Origin of the sequence: Streptomyces griseoflavus, assembly GCF_014649995.1 — a bacterium.
In the GTDB taxonomy this organism is placed as follows: domain Bacteria; phylum Actinomycetota; class Actinomycetes; order Streptomycetales; family Streptomycetaceae; genus Streptomyces; species Streptomyces griseoflavus.
Genome location: NZ_BMUC01000011.1, coordinates 100,853 through 117,845, shown reverse-complemented (window position 1 = coordinate 117,845; position 16,993 = coordinate 100,853). Strand labels below are relative to the sequence as shown.

Annotated in this window: 17 protein-coding genes and 1 pseudogene; 2 read left to right on the top strand and 16 right to left on the bottom strand. The window is 73.4% G+C overall.

The window, feature by feature from the left end; all coding sequences use genetic code 11:
- Nucleotides 1-34 precede the first annotated feature (34 nt).
- From hypE to IE172_RS22935, 14 genes are all read right to left on the bottom strand, one after another.
- Nucleotides 35-1,102 (bottom strand): hydrogenase expression/formation protein HypE, encoded by a 1,068-nt coding sequence (hypE, locus tag IE172_RS22995; RefSeq protein WP_306432802.1) that lies wholly within the window; start codon nucleotides 1,100-1,102, stop codon nucleotides 35-37.
- Nucleotides 1,095-2,234, bottom strand: coding sequence for a hydrogenase formation protein HypD (gene hypD, locus IE172_RS22990; RefSeq protein WP_190099187.1), 1,140 nt, complete (start codon nucleotides 2,232-2,234; stop codon nucleotides 1,095-1,097). Before hypD ends, hypE begins: the two co-directional genes overlap by 8 nt.
- Complete coding sequence (locus IE172_RS22985) at nucleotides 2,231-2,533, bottom strand: HypC/HybG/HupF family hydrogenase formation chaperone (RefSeq protein ID WP_190099186.1); 303 nt, start codon at nucleotides 2,531-2,533, stop codon at nucleotides 2,231-2,233. Before IE172_RS22985 ends, hypD begins: the two co-directional genes overlap by 4 nt.
- A 10-nt stretch (nucleotides 2,534-2,543) precedes the next feature.
- Nucleotides 2,544-4,952 (bottom strand): carbamoyltransferase HypF, encoded by a 2,409-nt coding sequence (gene hypF / locus IE172_RS22980; RefSeq protein WP_229886280.1) that lies wholly within the window; start codon nucleotides 4,950-4,952, stop codon nucleotides 2,544-2,546.
- Complete coding sequence (hypB, locus tag IE172_RS22975; protein WP_190099185.1) at nucleotides 4,949-5,644, bottom strand: hydrogenase nickel incorporation protein HypB; 696 nt, start codon at nucleotides 5,642-5,644, stop codon at nucleotides 4,949-4,951. The genes hypF and hypB overlap by 4 nt, the downstream gene beginning before the upstream one ends.
- 2 nt (nucleotides 5,645-5,646) lie before the next feature.
- Nucleotides 5,647-6,042, bottom strand: coding sequence for a hydrogenase maturation nickel metallochaperone HypA/HybF (locus tag IE172_RS22970; RefSeq protein ID WP_190099184.1), 396 nt, complete (start codon nucleotides 6,040-6,042; stop codon nucleotides 5,647-5,649).
- Between the two features lie 100 nt (nucleotides 6,043-6,142).
- Nucleotides 6,143-6,259 (bottom strand): DUF6893 family small protein, encoded by a 117-nt coding sequence (locus IE172_RS35455; protein WP_403381470.1) that lies wholly within the window; start codon nucleotides 6,257-6,259, stop codon nucleotides 6,143-6,145.
- Nucleotides 6,256-6,807: a hydrogenase maturation protease gene (locus IE172_RS22965; protein ID WP_190099183.1), complete on the bottom strand. Its 552-nt coding sequence runs from the start codon at nucleotides 6,805-6,807 to the stop codon at nucleotides 6,256-6,258. Before IE172_RS22965 ends, IE172_RS35455 begins: the two co-directional genes overlap by 4 nt.
- The gene (locus IE172_RS22960) at nucleotides 6,804-8,219 is read right to left on the bottom strand and encodes a hypothetical protein (RefSeq protein ID WP_190099182.1); all 1,416 of its coding nucleotides are present in this window, start codon (nucleotides 8,217-8,219) and stop codon (nucleotides 6,804-6,806) included. Before IE172_RS22960 ends, IE172_RS22965 begins: the two co-directional genes overlap by 4 nt.
- Nucleotides 8,216-8,854, bottom strand: a complete 639-nt coding sequence (locus tag IE172_RS22955; RefSeq protein WP_190099181.1) for a DUF6084 family protein — start codon at nucleotides 8,852-8,854, stop codon at nucleotides 8,216-8,218. The genes IE172_RS22960 and IE172_RS22955 overlap by 4 nt, the downstream gene beginning before the upstream one ends.
- Nucleotides 8,851-9,492, bottom strand: coding sequence for a DUF5947 family protein (locus IE172_RS22950; RefSeq protein ID WP_190099180.1), 642 nt, complete (start codon nucleotides 9,490-9,492; stop codon nucleotides 8,851-8,853). Before IE172_RS22950 ends, IE172_RS22955 begins: the two co-directional genes overlap by 4 nt.
- A complete protein-coding gene (locus IE172_RS22945) occupies nucleotides 9,489-10,073 on the bottom strand; it encodes a NifU-related iron-sulfur-binding protein (RefSeq protein WP_190099179.1) in 585 nt (194 codons plus the stop codon). Before IE172_RS22945 ends, IE172_RS22950 begins: the two co-directional genes overlap by 4 nt.
- The gene (locus IE172_RS22940) at nucleotides 10,070-11,851 is read right to left on the bottom strand and encodes a nickel-dependent hydrogenase large subunit (RefSeq protein ID WP_190099178.1); all 1,782 of its coding nucleotides are present in this window, start codon (nucleotides 11,849-11,851) and stop codon (nucleotides 10,070-10,072) included. Before IE172_RS22940 ends, IE172_RS22945 begins: the two co-directional genes overlap by 4 nt.
- Before the next feature lie 66 nt (nucleotides 11,852-11,917).
- The gene (locus IE172_RS22935; RefSeq protein ID WP_190099177.1) at nucleotides 11,918-13,006 is read right to left on the bottom strand and encodes an NADH-quinone oxidoreductase subunit B family protein; all 1,089 of its coding nucleotides are present in this window, start codon (nucleotides 13,004-13,006) and stop codon (nucleotides 11,918-11,920) included.
- Nucleotides 13,007-13,534: 528 nt separating this feature from the next.
- Between IE172_RS22935 and IE172_RS22930 the strand changes: the two genes are divergently transcribed.
- On the top strand, nucleotides 13,535-13,921 hold the full coding sequence (locus tag IE172_RS22930; protein WP_190099176.1) for a hypothetical protein: 387 nt from the start codon (nucleotides 13,535-13,537) through the stop codon (nucleotides 13,919-13,921).
- A gap of 54 nt (nucleotides 13,922-13,975) precedes the next feature.
- On the opposite strand, the pseudogene IE172_RS22925 reads toward IE172_RS22930, so the two are convergent.
- A pseudogene (locus IE172_RS22925) lies at nucleotides 13,976-15,453 on the bottom strand (glutamate-cysteine ligase family protein).
- Nucleotides 15,454-15,734: 281 nt separating this feature from the next.
- Between IE172_RS22925 and IE172_RS22920 the strand changes: the two are divergent.
- On the top strand, nucleotides 15,735-16,181 hold the full coding sequence (locus IE172_RS22920) for a DNA-binding protein (RefSeq protein WP_190099175.1): 447 nt from the start codon (nucleotides 15,735-15,737) through the stop codon (nucleotides 16,179-16,181).
- On the opposite strand, the gene IE172_RS22915 is transcribed toward IE172_RS22920, so the two are convergent.
- Nucleotides 16,133-16,849: a lysophospholipid acyltransferase family protein gene (locus tag IE172_RS22915; protein WP_190099174.1), complete on the bottom strand. Its 717-nt coding sequence runs from the start codon at nucleotides 16,847-16,849 to the stop codon at nucleotides 16,133-16,135. The two genes, IE172_RS22920 and IE172_RS22915, sit on opposite strands and share 49 nt — an antisense overlap.
- Nucleotides 16,850-16,993 lie beyond the last annotated feature (144 nt).

The following is a 16,993-nucleotide window of genomic DNA, read 5'->3' as shown; positions in this document are numbered from 1 at the left end:
CCGTGCCTTCCGGCCCGGCGCCGGGGTTGCCGGGTCAGCAGATGCGCGGAAGCTGTTCACCCATCGGCAGATCCACCACCCGCGTCCCCCCGAGCCCGGTCCGCGCGACGACCGTCCCCGGATGCTCCGCGACCGCCTCACCGATCACGGCGGCGCCGGAACCCAGGGGGTGTGCCCGCATCGCGGCCAGGACCGCGTCGGCGTGTTCCCGGGGCACGAAGGCGACGAGCTTGCCCTCGTTCGCCACGTACAGGGGATCCAGCCCCAGCATGGCGCAGGCGCCGGCCACCGGGGGCGGCACCGGGACCGCACGCTCCCGGACGACCACCCCGCACCCCGAGGCCACCGCGATCTCGTTCAGCGAGGCGGCCAGACCCCCGCGGGTCGGGTCGCGCAGCACATGCAGATCCGGTGTGACCGACAGCATCGCCTCGACGAGGCCGCCGAGCGGCGCGCAGTCACTGACGACCTCCACCTCGAACCGCAGGTTCTCCCGCCGGCTCATGACCGCCACGCCGTGCACGCCGATGTCGCCGCTCACCAGCACCACGTCACCGGGAACCACCCGCTGCGGACGCAGGTCGACCCCGGCGGGGACCACCCCGACACCGGACGTGTTGACGTACACGCCGTCACCGTGACCGGCCTCCACGACCTTGGTGTCACCCGTCACCACGCGCACCCCGGCGGCACGGGCCGCACGCCCGAGTGCCTCGGCGACCCGCCCGACGGTGTCGATCTCGACACCCTCCTCCAGGATCAGGGCGCACGAGAGGTACGCGGCGCGCGCCCCGCTCATCGCGAGGTCGTTGACCGTGCCGTTGACCGCCAGGTCACCGATGCTGCCACCGGGGAAGAACAGCGGCCGGACCACGAAGGAGTCGGTGGAGAACGCCAGCCGGGCGCCGCCGAGTTCGACCACGGCGGAGTCGGTCAGCGCGGCCGGAGCCGCCCCGCCCAGCCCCGGCAGGACCACCTGCTCCACGAGTTCGGCGGACAGCGCGCCGCCACCGCCGTGGCCCATCACCACACGCGGCCGGTCACGCAGGGGCGCCGGACAGCTCCAGGAGAGCATGTCGGGCGCGGCGGTGGTGTCAGACAACGGAGCTCGCCTCCCGGTCCGCGGCGGCCGGGGCGGCCGCCGGCAGTTCCAGCCGCCGGTACAGGTAGTAGGCGGCGCAGGCGCCCTCACTGGACACCATGGTGGCTCCCAGCGGGGTGCGCGGAGTGCACGTCGTCCCGAAGGCCTCGCACTCGTGCGGCTTCAGCAGCCCCTGCAGCACCTCGCCGCTGCGGCACTCCGCCGGTTCCAGCGTGGCGATGTCCCCCACCTGGAACCGGTGCTCGGCGTCGTAGTCCCGGTAGCGCTCCGACAGCCGCCAGCCGCTGTCCGGGATCACCCCGATGCCGCGCCAGGCGCGGTCGGCCACCTCGAAGACATCGTCCAGCATCGCCCGCGCGGCGGGGTTTCCCTCCGCCCGCACGGCGCGCGGATAGGCGTTGTCGACGGTGTGCTCGCCGCGCTCCAGCTGCCGCACGGTCCGCCGTACGCCCTCCAGGACGTCCAGCGGTTCGAACCCGGTCACCACGATGGGCACCCCGTACCGCTCGGCGAGCGCCGGGTACTCCCGCGTCCCCATCACGCTGCACACGTGCCCGGCCGCCAGGAAGCCCTGCACCCGGCAGTCGGGTGACTGCATGATCGCCTCGATCGCGGGAGGCACCCGGACGTGCGAGACCAGGAGGCTGAAGTTGCGGATCCCGAGCCTGCGGGCCTGATGCACCGTCATCGCGTTGGGCGGTGCCGTGGTCTCGAAACCGATGCCGAAGAAGACCACCTCCCGGTCCGGGTTCTCCCGCGCGATCCGCAGCGCGTCGAGCGGGGAGTACACCACGCGGACGTCGCCGCCCTCCCCGCGGACCTGGAACAGGTCACGTCCCGTGCCCGGCACCCTCAGCATGTCGCCGAACGAGCAGAAGACGACCTCCGGCCGCGAGGCGATCGCCAGCGCCTTGTCGATCACCTCCAGCGGCGTCACGCACACCGGACAGCCCGGCCCGTGGATCAGCTCCACCTCGTCGGGCAGCAACTGGTCGATGCCGTGGCGGATGATGCTGTGCGTCTGGCCGCCGCACACCTCCATCAGCGCCCACGGCCTGGTCACCGACGCCCGGATGTCGTCGAGCAGGCGGCCCGCCAGTTCGGGGTCCTGGAACTCGTCGATGTACTTCACCGCCGCACCTCCCGCGCGAGGTCGTCGCCGCCCGTCTGCGCGGCCTGTTCCCATGGGTCGCCGAACTCCTCCTGGAGCATGCCGAGGTTCTCGAACAGCTCCAGGGTCCGGCGGGCCGACTCCTCGTCCAGCCGCTGCAGGGCGAAGCCGACATGGACGATCGCGTACTCACCCACCTCCAGGTCGGGCAGGTACTCCAGGCACACCTCCTTGACCACGCCGCCGAAATCGACGGTGGCCATCCGGGTGCCGTCCCGTTCCTCGACTCCCAGCACTCTGCCGGGTACCGCCAGACACATGCGGATCTCCTCACTTGTCGCGCGGGACGCCCGCGCACCTGGACCGGTCGGTGGCTTCCGCCCGGGCGGCCACGATCAGCTGGCCGAGTGCCAGTCCGCCGTCGTTCGGCGGGATGTCGCGATGGCGCAGCACGGTGAACCCGTCCGCCCGCAGTTCCCGGGCGCAGGCCGAGGAGAGCAGCGCGTTGGAGAACACACCCCCGGTCAGGGCGACCGTCCCGGGGCCGGCCGCCCGCCGCGCCGCCGCGCACACGTCCCGCACCAGCCGGGCCACGGCCAGATGGAAACGCGCGGCGATCACGGCCGCCGGCACCAGGCCCCGTACGTCCTCGGCCACCGCTCTCAGCAGGGGACCCGGCGTGGCGGTCAACGGCCCCGCGCGGTCCGTGAGTCCGAAGGCGTAGCGGGGGTCGTGCGGCTCGTCCTCACCGGCCGACACCGCCGCCGCCTCCAGCTCGATCGCGGCCTGCGCCTCGTACCCCGCGTGGTGACACACCCCCGCCAGGGAGGAGACCGCGTCGAAGAGCCGGCCCATGCTGGAGGTGGGTACGCAGTTAAGCCCTCGCGCCAACTGCGCGCGCAGCACGTCGAGTTCGTCCGGCGGGCAGGCGGCCGTGCACGGCAGGTCCGGGCCGGCGGTGATGCCGGCGGCGTGCAGGTGTGCCAGCGCCATCCGGTACGGACGCCGCACCGCCGCGTCACCGCCGGGCAGCGGTACGGGGGCCAGGTGCGCGAACCGGTGGAACCCGTCGTAGTCCGCGAGGAGGAACTCACCGCCCCACACGGTGCCGTCGTCCCCGTACCCGGTGCCGTCGAAGGCGACCCCGATCACCCGGCGGCCCTCCGCCACCCCGTGCTCGGCCAGGACGGAGGCGATGTGCGCGTGGTGGTGCTGCACCCGGGCCACCGGGCGGCCCCGGGCGTGCCGCCGCGCCCACGCGCCCGACCGGTATCCCGGATGGCTGTCGGCCGCCAGCAGCGTGGGCCGCACACCGGTCAGCGACTCCAGGTGCCGCTCGGCCCGGCCGAACGCCTGCTGCGTGGCGAGGTCGTCCATGTCCCCGACGTGGGCGGACAGCCAGGCCCGTGTGCCCTGCCCGAGGCAGAAGACGTTCTTGAGGTCGCCGCCGACCGCCAGCGCCGGCACCACCGCGGCCGGCAGGGCGACCGGCAGCGGCGCGTAGCCGCGTGAGCGGCGCAGCACCAGCGGCTCGCCGTCGATGACGCGGACGACGGAGTCGTCGCACGGCACCTGGACGGGGCGGTCGTGCGTCAGCCATGCGTCGGCCAGCCCGGCCAGCCGCTCGAAGGCCTCCTCGTCGTCCGTCACGATGGGCTCACCGGACACGTTGCCGCTCGTCATCACCAGCAGCCGGGGCGCCCCCGCCAGCAGCAGGTGGTGCACGGGCGAGTACGGCAGCACCACCCCGAGATCAGGGCTGCCCGGCGCGACGCCGTCGGCGGGCACGAGCGCGCCGGGGGCGGGCCGGACGCCGGTGCGCCGCCGCATCAGGACCACGGGCCGGACCCGCCCCGTGAGCAGCTCCCGCTCCACCGGGCCCATGCGCACCAGATGCTCGACGTCCCGCGCGCCCGGGGCCATGACGGCGAACGGCTTGTCCCCGCGGGCCTTGCGGCGGCGCAGTTCCGCCACCGCCTCCGGCAGGGTCGCGTCGCAGGCGAGGTGGTAGCCGCCGACGCCCTTCACGGCGAGCACCGCGCCCGCGGCGAGCAGCGAGCGGGCCCCGGCGAGCGGATCGCCGTCGGCGGGCAGCGGCCCGCCGGGGCACCCGGGCCCGGTGACGAGCCGCAGCCGCGGACCGCAGGCGGGGCAGGCGACGGGCTGCGCGTGGAAGCGGCGGTCACGCGGGTCGTGGTATTCGCGGGCACAGTCCGGGCACAGGGGGAAGCCCGCCATCGTCGTGTGCGCACGGTCGTAGGGCAGTCCGGTGACGATGGTGAAGCGGGGCCCGCAGTGCGTGCAGGTGATGAAGGGATGGCGGTGGCGCCGGTCGCCGGGGTCGCGGAGTTCGGACAGGCAGTCGTGGCAGGTCGCGGTGTCGGGGGCCACCAGCGTGCGCACGGGGCCGCCGGTCCGGGACACCACGATGCCGAATCCGCTGTCCCCGGTCACGGGCAGTTCGGCCCGCTCCACCGACTCCACCACCGCGAGCGGCGGCGCGTCGGCCGCCAGACGCGCACAGAACCGGTCGACCGCCGAGGACGCGCCCTCGACCTCCACCACCACGCCGTCACCGGTGTTCGTCACCTGCCCCGCCAGCCCGAGACCGGTCGCCAGCCCGTACACGAACGGCCGGAAGCCCACGCCCTGCACCACACCCCGCACGACGACCCGGGCACGCCGCACGGGCCCCGCCCCGTCGGCCGGCGCGGGGCGGACACCGGGAGCGGTGCTCACGCCCCGGCCCGTGCCATCACCGGCGCGTGGACACTTCCCCCGTCGGCCGCCGCGAGCGCCCGGTCCAGGAGGATCCCGGCGCCCTCGCCGGTCCGTACGGAGGTGAGCACCACCTCGACGCCCGGGTTGACCCGCTGCACATGGGCGCGGAAGGCGGCCTCGTCGAAGGCGGCCGGGCCGGCCAGGTCGGACTTGGTGACGATCACCAGCTGGGCCAGCCCGAACGCCGTGGGGTACTTCAGCGGCTTGTCCTCGCCCTCCGTGACGGACGCCAGGACCACCCGCAGGGACTCGCCCAGGTCGTAGGAGGCGGGACACACGAGGTTGCCCACGTTCTCCACGAAGAGCAGCCGGGTGGGGTCGGGCAGCCAGTCGTGCAGATGCCCGGCGAGCATGTCCGCCTCCAGGTGGCACAGGCCGTCGGTGAGCACCTGCTTGACCGGGACACCGGAGCGGGCCAGCCGGGTGGCGTCGTTCTCGGTGGCGAGGTCCGCGGTGAGGGCCGCGGTCGCCACCCCGCGCTCCCGGGCCAGCAGCAGCTCGCGTTCCAGCAGGGCCGTCTTGCCGCTGCCCGGGCTGGACAGCAGGTTGACGACGGTCGTGCCCCGGGCGGTGAGTTCGGCGCGCAGGACACGTGCCGCCATCGTGTTCTTGGCGAGCACGGCCTGCCGGAGGTCGACGGTGCGGCACATGGTCAGTTCTCCTGGTGTCGCGGTACCGGTGTGGGGTCGGGTGCGGTGGGCAGCGCGGACCAGTGCACCTCGGTGATCCGCAGGTCGCGGCCCGAGAGCAGTCCGGTGGCGCCCCCGCGGCAGCCCGCGCAGATCATGTCCGGCGGCATGCCGGTGTCCCAGGCGCGCCCGCACGGTGCGCAGGCGGCCCGGCCGGGCACGGACCGGGTGACGAGCTCGGCGCCCTCCAGCAGCGTGCCGGCGCAGGCGAGCTCGAAGCAGAAGGCGAGCGCGCCGGGGACGACCCCGGCCAGCTCGCCGATCTCGACGGTGACACGGCGCACCCCGCGCGCGCCGCCGGGCCGTGCGGCCTGCTCGACCTGGTCCACGACCGACAGGGCGACGGACATCTCGTGCATGGCCGCTCCGTCCTGGCCGGGGTGGGGTCGCTGTCATTGAAGGCAGCCCCGGTGCGATAGGCGGCCCGGCGCGCCGGGACCGTAGCCCGATCGGACGGCCTCACATGCTGCGGATGCGCAGGTACCGCCGCACGTCGGGCCAGAGGCCCGCGGCGACCGCCGCGAGTGCGGACATGCCGAGGACGGTGGCGACACCGCCGATGAGGCGCTTGCTCATGGTGTTCTCCGAAGGGGGGAAGGGGGTTGCGGGCCGCGCCGGACGACGGTTTCGCCGCCGGTCAGTCCGACGACCAGGCGCACCGCCTCGGGCACCGCCGCGGCCGCCTGCGGGCTGAGACCGATGCCTTCCTCGACGGTGGCGGGCTCACAGCCCACCACCAGCGTGCGCCGGGGCGGCAGGGCGCCGGTGCCCGCGCACAGGGTGTCGAGCAGGGCGAGCACGGCGTCGGGTGACATGCGGTGGCCGTCCAGGGGAACGCCGTCCGGTGGTCGCCGGCTGCCGGGTTCCGCCGCGTCGATCACGTACAGGGTCCCCGGTTCACCGCCGCGCGCCGTCGCGTCGAGGACGATCAGCGTGTCGTAGCCGTCGAGGAGCCGGTAGGCCAGATGGACACCGCGGATGCCGATGTCGGCGACCTCCACGCCCTGCGGCAGCGGGTGCCCGGTCAGCGCCCGGGCGGCCTCGACCCCGAAGCCGTCGTCGCCGAGGAAGATGTTGCCGACCCCGGCGACCAGGGTGCGCGGGAGTGCGCCCCCGCCGGTCACGGCGTCTCCACGTCGAGCTCGTCGGGCTGGAAGTACAGGTACCGGCCCTGCTCGCGGCGGATGTCGGCGCCCGGATCGTCCTCGACGGTGACCGCGATGTGCACACCCCCGTCGACGTCGTGCAGGACCGCCTCGACCAGGGCGCGCCGCCCGGTCAGGAACAGGTCCTGGGCGTCGGTGTGCCGCAGCCGGGGCCGCAGGACGACGCGGCTGCCCGCCCGCACCTCCCGTCCGTCGACCAGCACGTGGTCGTGGGCCGGGTCCACCGAGGCGTCCGCGCCGGGATCCCACCAGGGGACGTCCGGCCGGGCGATACCGCCGTCCGCGCCGGCGGACACCGGTGCGCAGAGGGCGGGCGCGGTCACCTCACGCAGGCCGCGGACGGCGCCGTGCAGCCGCTCCAGGACCTCCGCCGGCATCGACTCGGTGAGGTCGATCACCGCCGCCGCCCGGTCGTCCGTCCCCCTGGCCTCACGCTTCTCCTCGTCGGTGAGGGCCGCGGTGCGCAGGGCGAGGATCTCGTCGATCTCCGTGGCGTCGTACAGGGGGCCCGGGCTCTCCGGAGCGATGGCCGGGTGGTCCTCCAGGATGATCGGGGAGGAGAGCACCAGGTCGCGGGAGGCCGGTTCACCGGCCCGCACGGGCCAGGTGTGCAGGTTGCGGCAGGCCGCGGCCGCGGCCCTGGCCCACTCCGGGGGATCCGTCAGCGACAGGAAGTGCCCGGCGTCCAGGTGCAGCAGCGTGTGCGTGGCGACCAGGGACCGGGACAGCACCGCGTCCCGTCCGGCTCCCTCCTCGGGCAGCCACGCGGTGGTGTTCTCGACGACGACGCTCAGCCGCTGCGTCGTGTACGGGCCGTCCAGCGGGTGCGCGGACAGGCGCAGGACGCCGTCGACCGCCTCACGGCGCCGCACCAGGCGCCCCACCACCGTCCCGGCGGCGTCGGTGACCGGTTCGCTCTCCTCGCCCGCCGGCCGGCCGAAGGGGACCACGATGCCCGTGCCCGCCAGCTCCCCGACGGGGACCGTGACCCGTACCCGCTCCTCCCGGCCCTCGTCCCAGGGGACCACCACCCGGTCCTCCAGGCGCAGTTCGCCGACGGTCTCGAATCCGCCGTCCGGCCGGGCCCGCTGGACCGTGCGCCGCTGGGCGTGCAGGAAACGCACCTCGACCGAGAGGACGGCGCCCCGGCGCGGCTCCATCAGCACCTCGGTGTGCTGGAAGTCGTGCTCCGCGGCCGCCGCCGTCCAGGACGGCGGCACCAGCACCCCGAACTGCCAGCGCAGCCGGTTCTTGGCGGCCGACGCACGGTACGGGTAGAGCACGTAGCCCTCGAACAGCACGGCGTCGGCGACCTGGCGCGCCACCGCCAGCCGTGCCTCGGCCGCGGAGGTGAACGTCGTGGTGGTCATGGTGTCCTCTCACCCGCCGCTTCCAGCAGCCGTTCGACGGCCGCCTGCCAGGAGGGCAGGGCCTGCCGCGACCGGTAGGCGAGCAGCGCGTCCAGCGTGTCCCCGGGCAGCCTGATCCAGCCGGAGCCCGGGAAGTGCTGGTCGACCATCTCCCGCCAGGTCTTCACCGGCATCCGGAACACGGCCTCCCGGTCCCAGGGGACGGGCTCGACCCGGAAGCCGCCGGTGCCGGTGAAGGCGGTGCCGGAGAAGAGCATCCGCAGCGGTACCTCCCCGTCCGCGAGGGCGTGGAAGTAGCGGGAGGCGGCGACGTCCATGTCGTAGGTGCAGGGCACCACCACGTCGGTCTCCGTCTCACCGGTGAACCCCTTGACCATCACCGGGACCTGGGCGAACTCCATCGGATGGAGGCTGCTGCCCCAGCGGGAGCGGTCGCCGAAGAGATCCGTCAGGGCGGCGGCCTCGGCGTCGTCGTAGCCCCGGCGGGCGGGCTCGATCCGGATCTGGCAGCGCAGCGCCACCGCGTGCACCGGGACGCCGGGGGAGGAGGTGACCCGCAGCCGGAAGACGAGCGCCGGACCCACGGCGTACGGGTCGGCGCGCACCCCCGTGCAGGTGAAGCCGAACTCGGTCACGGTCTGTTCCTCCCGGGGACACGGGCCCGCTCGCGCACGTGGCCGAAGAACTCCTCCAGATCGGCTCGCGCCTCGGCGCCCCCGTCGAAGCCCTGCCACCGCAGTCGCATGCGCCCCACCAGTTCGTAGCAGATGTCGATGGGCACCAGATGGCACTCCACCCGTCCCTCGTGGCGCCGCAGCAGCAGCGCCTCCACGTCGGGCCGCAGGAGCCCGGTCAGTTCGGAGGCCGCCAGGAGGCACTGCCAGGCCTCCGGTTCCAGTTCGCTCTCGGTGGCCCCGGCGGGGCTCGGATAGAGGGCGACCGGGCGGTCGAGGGCGGAGTTGTGGAAGAAGAAGGCGACACCGACGGGGACGCGGAGCCTTTCCCACGCCGCCTCGTCCAGGCCGTGGTCCGGGTCGCTCAGATAGCGTCCCGGCACGGCGCGGAACCTCCCCCCGGACGCGTCCGGCCGGTCCAGCAACTGCGCGCACGGGTCGCAGGCGCAGGTCAGCACCCGGTTCTCGGTGTCGACGAGATGACGGTGGCCGGGGTCCGGCAGCGCGGCGGAGCACAGTTCGCAGCGCTCCTCGCGGGGGGCCCTGGGCGCGGTGAACCGGAACAGCCCCCTGACCGGAGCGGGTGGGCGCCCGGTCACGGTGCCGTGGTGGCCGGCGGGCGGCCGCTCGGTCCGGACGGGGGCGCGCCGGGCGGGCCGGCGCCGATCTGGAGCAGCACCGGCCCGGGTGCCGCGTCCGGCTCCAGGGTCACCGCCGTCACCTCCGGCGCGACACCGGCGAGGGTGTCGCGGACCGCCTGCTCGACGGCGTCCCGGGAACCGCCGCGGCCGCAGCCGCCGGAGCCGGTGAGCCGCAGCCGCAACTCGCCCGTCGCCGGGTCGAATCCGGTGTTCTCCACGGCGTGCGGGAGAGCGTCGAGGGCCCGGGCGATCCGGGTCGGCGCGTCGTGCGGGTGCAGCCCGTGCAGGACCAGCAGGCCGGCGACGAGCTCGTCGCGGAGCAGGGCGTCGACGGCCTCGTGGGCGGGCCGGTCCGCACGGCGGCCGAGCAGTTCCATGGTCCGGGCGAATCCGCCGCCGTAGAACTCCATGAGCGCCCGGACGAGTTCCTCGGCGGCCTCGCGGGCCGCACGGTCGGCGGAGGTGGCGAGCCGGTCGAGGACCTCCTCCACCCTCCGCCCGGCCGCCGCCGCGTCCGGGCGCGCGTCCGCGGCGGTCATCCGGCCAGTCCGCTCAGGCCGGTGGGGACGTGCATCGACTTCACCGTCCGGCCGTCACCGACGTACATGTGGACGCCGCACGGCAGACACGGATCGAAGCTGCGCACGGCGCGCATGATGTCGATGCCCTTGAAGTTCTCCGGGGAGTTCTCCTCGAAGATCGGCGTGTTCTGCACCGCGTCCTCGTACGGGCCCGGGGTGCCGTAGGTGTCACGGGTCGAGGCGTTCCACGGGGTCGGCGGGTAGGGGTGGTAGTTGGCGATCTTCCCGTCCCGGATCACCATGTGGTGCGACAGCACACCGCGCACCGCCTCGGTGAAGCCGACGCCGATCGACTCGTCGGGCACCTCGAACTTCTCCCACGTCTGGGTGCGTCCGGCGCGCACCTCCGCGAGGCCCATCTCCGCGAAGTGCAGGGCCACGGCGGCGGAGTACGCCTGGAAGTAGGTGCGGGCGCGGTTGCGTTCCAGCGCGTTGGACCACCGCGGGATCTTCCACTCGAAGGTGGTCTCCGGCTTGGTGAGGGTGCGCGGCAGGTTGATGACGACGCTGTGCCCGGTGGCCTTGACGTACCCGAGGTCGACGAGCCCGGACAGCGCGGTGGACCACAGGCGGGCGAGGGGGCCGCCGCCGGTGTCGAGCGGCAGGTGGTCCTTGCCGTCGAACCAGCGCGGGGACATCACCCAGCTGTACTTGTCGTCGAAGTTCCGCTTCTGCGGAGCGGGGATGGTGTGCTGGTTCCACGGGTGCCGCGGATCGACCGGGTTGCCGAGGGGGTCACGGGTGACGAACTGCTCCTGGCCCGCCCAGTCCTCGTAGTAGGAGCTGCCCAGCAGGATGCGGATGCCGAGGTTGATCTCGGTGAGGTCGTTGGTGACCAGCCTGCCGTCCACGATCACGCCCGGGGTGACGAACATGCGCCGTCCCCAGTCGGTCATGTTGGCGTAGGTGAAGTCGCAGTACTCGGGATCGTTGAACGCGCCCCAGCAGCCCAGCAGCACGCGCCTGCGGCCCACCTCCTCGTAACCGGGGAGGGCCTCGTAGAAGAAGTCGAACAGGTCGTCGTGGAGCGGCACGACCCGCTTCATGAACTCGCAGTAGCGCATGAGGCGGGTCATGTAGTCGGTGAAGAGCTGCACCGAGCCGATGGTGCCGACACCGCCCGGGTAGAGCGTGGAGGGGTGCACATGGCGGCCCTCCATCAGGCAGAACATCTCCCGCGTGTACCGGCTGACCTGGAGCGCCTCCCGGTAGAACTCGCCCTCCAGCGGGTTGAGCGAGCGCATGATGTCGGCGATGGTGCGGTAGCCGTGGTCGCCGGCGTGCGGGGCCTCGGTGCGTTCGGCGAGTTCGAGGACGCCCGGGTTGGTCTCGCGGACCATCTTCTCGCAGTAGTCGACCCCCACCAGGTTCTCCTGGAAGATGTTGTGGTCGAACATGAACTCCGCGGCCTCACCGCAGTTGATGATCCACTCGCCGAGGTGCGGCGGCTTCACGCCGTACGCCATGTTCTGCGCGTACACCGAGCAGGTGGCGTGGTTGTCGCCGCAGATGCCGCAGATGCGGCTGGTGATGAAGTGCGCGTCACGCGGGTCCTTGCCGCGCATGAAGACGCTGTAGCCGCGGAAGACCGACGAGGTGCTGTAGCACTCGGCGACCCGCTTCTGCTTGAAGTCGATCTTCGTGTGGATGCCGAGGCTGCCCACGATCCGGGTGATCGGGTCCCACGCCATCTCCACCAGGCCGGTGCCGTCACCGGTCGTCGTCGAGGTCGCCATTGTGTCGGTGCTGCCCTTCGGTCGTTCGGGTCGGTGAGCGGGTTGCGGGTCGACGTCAGCTCGTGGTCACCAGGGCGGCCGGTAGCCGGTGGTGAGTTCCCGGCCGGTGTGCCGCCACTTGGGCTCCTTGTCCACCGTCCGCGCGGTGATGGTCCGCAGCTTGCGCACCACCGCTCCGTAGGCGCCGCTGGCGGTGCTGGAGACCTTCGCGCCGGGCGGCTCGTCCATGAACGGCATGAATTTGTCGGGGAAGCCGGGCATGGTGCAGGCGATGCAGATGCCGCCGACGTTCGGACAGCCGCCGATGCCGTTCATCCACCCGCGCTTGGGCACGTTGCACTTCACCACGGGACCCCAGCAGCCGATCTTCACCAGGCACTGCGGGGAGTCGTAGGAGGTGGCGAACTGGCCCTGCTCGTAGTAGCCGGCCCGGTCGCAGCCCTCGTGCACGGTGGCCCCGAACAGCCAGGTGGGGCGGAGCTTGTCGTCCAGCGGGATCATGGGCGCCGAACCGGCCGCCTGGTAGAGCAGGTAGGTCAGGGTCTCGGCGAAGTTGTCGGGCTGGATGGGGCAGCCCGGCACGCAGACGATCGGGATGCCGGCCTGTGACGTCCAGTCCCAGCCCAGGTAGTCCGGCACACCCATCGCCCCGGTCGGGTTGCCGGCCATGGCGTGGATGCCGCCGTAGGTCGCGCAGGTGCCGATGGCGACGACGGCGAGGGCCTTGGGGGCGAGCCGGTCGATCCACTCGCTGGTGGTGATGGGCTGTCCGGTCTCGGGGTTGTCCCCGAAGCCGCACCAGTAGCCCTCCTGCTTGATCGTCTCGTTCGGCACGGACCCCTCGATCACCAGGACGAACGGATCGATCTCGCCGCGCTCACCCTTGAAGAACCACTCGATGAAGGTGTCCGCGCCCCCGACCGGCCCGCACTCGAAGTCGATGAGCGGCCAGTGCACGGCGATCTTCGGCAGGCCGGGCAGACCGCCGAGCGCGATCTCCTCGATGCTGGGCTGCATGGCGGCGGTCAGGGCGACCGAGTCGCCGTCGCAACTCAGCCCTGCGTTGATCCAGAGGATGTGGATCGGCTTGTCGTCCGTGCCGACGGCGCCGGCCGTCTCCGGCTCGGCGTCCGCGACCGGGGGGCTTGCGTTCATCGAGACCTCCTGGGGAGGAATGCGGCAATGTCGATGTCTCGGTCCGTGTCAAGAGTCGGCCACACCGGGAGGAACCGCAGGCGGGACCGCCGGTGGTTGCTTCCCCGCGGACGAACGCCCCCGTGGTACGGCGCGGTGGGGTCGAAGAAGATCCTCCGCGCGTGTGCGCGTTGCCGCGCGCGTACCGCCGCCAGGGGTGTGACGGCCTCCCCGCGCCGCCCTCCGGCCTCCTCCGCCACCGGCCGCGCACGCGCCGCGGAGGAAATCCGCCCGGGGCTGGGCCGGCCGGGTGACGCCGGACGCCGGGCCGGGAACCGGCGGTGTGCGGCCCACCGAGGCACGGCCGCGGTGGGCCGCGGGAGAGCGGGAGGCGCACGGCGACGGTCCTTTCGGGGTGCCGCGGTCGTCGGCGGGAGGCGACCCGGCCGCGGAATCATCCGATATGCCCGGTAAGGGATGAGTGGGAGGCTTTTACTGCCGGGGCGCTGAGGAACGTGCCCCTACGAGAGCGGACAGGTGGGCCGACACATGCCCGAGGAACGCAAGCCGTCGCAACCGTCACGGGGTCGCGGGCCCGGTCGCCACCAGGGGACCGAACACCATGCCTGGTCACCCGACGTCGACGAGACACGGCAGGAGGAGAACCCCAGCGCCCGCCGGTCCTTCCACGCGGAGGAACACGCGCCCTCGCGCGGAGCGGGCCGCAAGCGCGCCCGGGAGGAGCGCACGCCGGTCCCGGGTGATGTCGCGCGCAGTGACGCCAAGCGGGGCGAGGAGCACGCGGACCAGGGCGAGGAGGGCAGGCGGAGCACGGGACGCCGGGGCCGTTCCGGGCGCCCGAGCGGCACGAAGGACGAATCCGCCTTCACCGGCGTCGACCCCGGCGACTCCGACACCGGACGCCGGCCGGGCTGACGCACCGCCCGGCCCGTGCGGAGCACCCCGACGGGGCTCCGCACGGTGCCCGCCTCACTCCACGGGCCAGGTGTGCACCGGGGCGTTGAGGTGCATGTAGTCGATGTACTGCTGCGTCATCCGCCGCAGCGCCTCATGACGGCCGCAGTGCGCGGTGGCGTCGATGTGGTGGAACATCTCCTTCTGCCACACCGCCCCGTTGCGGCCCACGACGCACCGCTGTTCGATGATGCCCAGCAGCGGCTCCCGCCAGGCGTCGTCCATGCCGGAGCGCTCCAGACCGCGGTGCGCCAGCGGCAGCAGCCGGCGCAGCACGAGTTCGGACGCCGGCACCTCGCCCGTCCCGGGCCAGTACAGCCGGGCGTCGATGCCGTGGCGTGCCGCCGTCCGGAGGTTGTCCTCGGCGGCCGCGAAGGACATCCGTGACCACACCGGCCGGTCCTCCTCCACCAGGGCGCGGGTGAGCCCGTAGTAGAACGCCCCGTTGGCGAGCGTGTCCGCGACGGTCGGCCCGGCCGGCAGCACCCTGTTCTCCACCCGCACATGGGGCTTGTCGCGGGAGACGGCGTACACCGGACGGTTCCAGCGGTAGATGGTGCCGTTGTGCAGCGTCAGCTCGCCGAGGTCGGGGATGTCGCCCCGCTTCAGGGTCTCCGCGGGGTCCTGGTCGTCGCACAGCGGGAGCAGGGCCGGGAAGTAGCGCAGGTTCTCCTCGAAGAGGTCGAACACGCTGGTGATCCAGCGTTCCCCGAACCACACCCGGGGCCGCACCCCCTGCGCCTTGATCTCCTGCGGGCGGGTGTCGGTGGCCTGCTCGAACAGCGGGACGCGCGTCTCGTGCCACAGTTCCTTGCCGAACAGGAAGGGCGAGTTGGCCGCGAGCGCGACCTGCACCCCGGCGATCGCCTGCGCCGCGTTCCAGTAGTCCGCGAACTGCTCCGGGGCGACCTGGAGGTGGAACTGCGTGCTGGTGCACGCGGCCTCCGGGGTGATCGTGTCCGCGTAGGCGCGCAGCCGGTCGATCCCGGTGACCTCGATGTGCAGGTCCTCCCCGCGCGCCGCGAAGATCTGGTCGTTGAGCAGCCGGTAGCGCGGGTTCTCCGACAACGCGCCCTCGCCGACGTCCTCCTGCCGCAGGGTGGGCAGGATGCCCGTCATGATCAGATGCGCGCCGACGGACCTGGCGCGCTGCTCCGCGTGGTTCAGCGCCGCCCGGATCTCGGACTCCCAGGCGTCGGGTCCGCCCGCCGTGAGCCGCCGGGCGCGATGTTGATCTCGAGGTTGAACCGGCCCAGTTCCGTGTCCCAGGCCGGGTCCGCGATCGCCTCCAGCACGTCGGTGTTGCGCATCGCGGGCTCGGCCCGGTCGTCCACCAGGTTCAGCTCGATCTCCAGCCCCACCTGCGGCCGCTCCGCCTCGAAGCGCGACTCGCGCAGCATCTGCGCCAGCGCGTCGAGGCACTCCTGCATCTTGATCCGGTAACGGCGGCGGTCCTCGCGGGTGAAGGTGAGCGCCGGGACGTCGCGTCCCATCGGTCTCCCTCCAGGTGCTCGTCCTCGGAACCTGTCCACCCCAGCCTCGCACCGGCGGGCGGGTCGGACCACGCGAAGCCGCTCGGTCCCGTGTGCCGCCGGCCAGGGGGACGGCCAGGCCGTCGAGGAGCATGGTGGTGCCCTGCTCGGCGCCGTCGCGTTCCCCGGCCGCACGTCTCGCGTCGGTGGACGGCACCGCCGGAACTCACCGGCTAGGCGGGGGTTCGATTCGTGGAGTTCAATCCGTTGACAACGAAGTGTTCACAGCGGATGCTCGTCCCATGCCCACGACACCCGGACAGCCCGCCGACGCCTTCACCCCGCCGAGCTCCGAGGCCGCCCGCGTGCGACGCGTGCACGCCTCCCTGTTCCGCATCGCCGAACGGCACGCGGCCACGGACGGACAGCGCCGTCGCCAGATTCACCCCGGCGTGCTCGGCCCTCACGAGGCCGTCCGGCTGGTGGCGTTCCTGCTCAGCGGCGCGGCACTGCTCGAAGACGGCGAGCCCGAGGTGGACCGTGCGGACATCACCGCCGCGCTGAGCCTCCTGCCGAGGGCCCGCGCCGAGATGGACGAACTCGAGGCCGGCCTGCTGCGGATGGCACGGGGACGCGGCATGACCTGGCCGGAGATCGCCTTCGGGCTCGGCCTGCGCAGCCCGCAGGCCGCCCGGCAGCGCTACGAGCGGCTGGCCGACCGCACCGACCCCGAGGGGGGCGACGCGTGACCGTGTGACGCACGGCCGGCGGCCGGCTCGCCCACCGCGCGGGCGGCCTGCCGCCAGGCGTCACCGACCGCCCGACGGGCCACCGCCGTGCCGGCCGCCGTCCCGGAGGGCAGGCGCACGGGCCGGCCGATGTGGACGTGGAACCGCGGCCGGCGCACCGGGGCGGTCAGCACACCCGCCAGCTGCTTCACGGCCGGTCCGGAGGCGAGCCGCCGGGCCCCCGCCTGCCCCACGGGCACGACCTGCGCGCCGGTGGCGGCCGCCAGCCGCGCCAGACCGGTGCGGAAGGGCCGGGGCGCGGCGCACGCCGCGTCCTCGCGCGGCGGCAGCCCTCCTTCCGCGTAGATCAGCACATGGCGCCCCGACCGCACCGCCCGCGCGGCGGCCTCCAGCGCGTCGGCCGCGCGGGCGGTTCTCCGGTGCACCGGGATGTGACCCCCCTGCGCCAGGGCGCGCCCCAGCACCGGCACGCGCCACAGCCCGGCCGCGGCCATGACGACCGGGGTCACCCCGACACCGCGCAGGGCGGCCAGCACCAGCGCCGGGTCGGCGAGCGAGTCGTGGTTGGCGACGAAGACACTGCCCGCGGCGAACGGCTCCCGGGCCTCGCGGGTGACGGTGAGCCGTCCGAACAACGGCAGCAGGACGGCGGCGGTACGGCTGAGCACGGGACGGCCTCTCGACGGACGGAAGTTCCGCCCCTCAGCCTGGTGGCCGGCGGCCGCCGGCGCCTGAGTACGCGTACCCGGGTGGACGACGCCGGTACCCGGATCCCCACCGGGTACCGGGGACGAATCACCCGTGGGTGCCCT

Bases quoted from the DNA above. Each gene is read 5' to 3' on its own strand.
- IE172_RS22940 (WP_190099178.1), bottom strand. From the start codon at position 11,851: ATGGCGACCTCGACGACGACCGGTGACGGCACCGGCCTGGTGGAGATG.
- IE172_RS22935 (WP_190099177.1), bottom strand. From the start codon at position 13,006: ATGAACGCAAGCCCCCCGGTCGCGGACGCCGAGCCGGAGACGGCCGGC.
- hypB (WP_190099185.1), bottom strand. From the start codon at position 5,644: ATGTGCCGCACCGTCGACCTCCGGCAGGCCGTGCTCGCCAAGAACACG.
- IE172_RS22920 (WP_190099175.1), top strand. From the start codon at position 15,735: ATGCCCACGACACCCGGACAGCCCGCCGACGCCTTCACCCCGCCGAGC.
- IE172_RS22930 (WP_190099176.1), top strand. From the start codon at position 13,535: ATGCCCGAGGAACGCAAGCCGTCGCAACCGTCACGGGGTCGCGGGCCC.
- IE172_RS35455 (WP_403381470.1), bottom strand. From the start codon at position 6,259: ATGAGCAAGCGCCTCATCGGCGGTGTCGCCACCGTCCTCGGCATGTCC.
- IE172_RS22960 (WP_190099182.1), bottom strand. From the start codon at position 8,219: ATGACCACCACGACGTTCACCTCCGCGGCCGAGGCACGGCTGGCGGTG.
- IE172_RS22945 (WP_190099179.1), bottom strand. From the start codon at position 10,073: ATGACCGCCGCGGACGCGCGCCCGGACGCGGCGGCGGCCGGGCGGAGG.
- IE172_RS22985 (WP_190099186.1), bottom strand. From the start codon at position 2,533: ATGTGTCTGGCGGTACCCGGCAGAGTGCTGGGAGTCGAGGAACGGGAC.
- IE172_RS22970 (WP_190099184.1), bottom strand. From the start codon at position 6,042: ATGCACGAGATGTCCGTCGCCCTGTCGGTCGTGGACCAGGTCGAGCAG.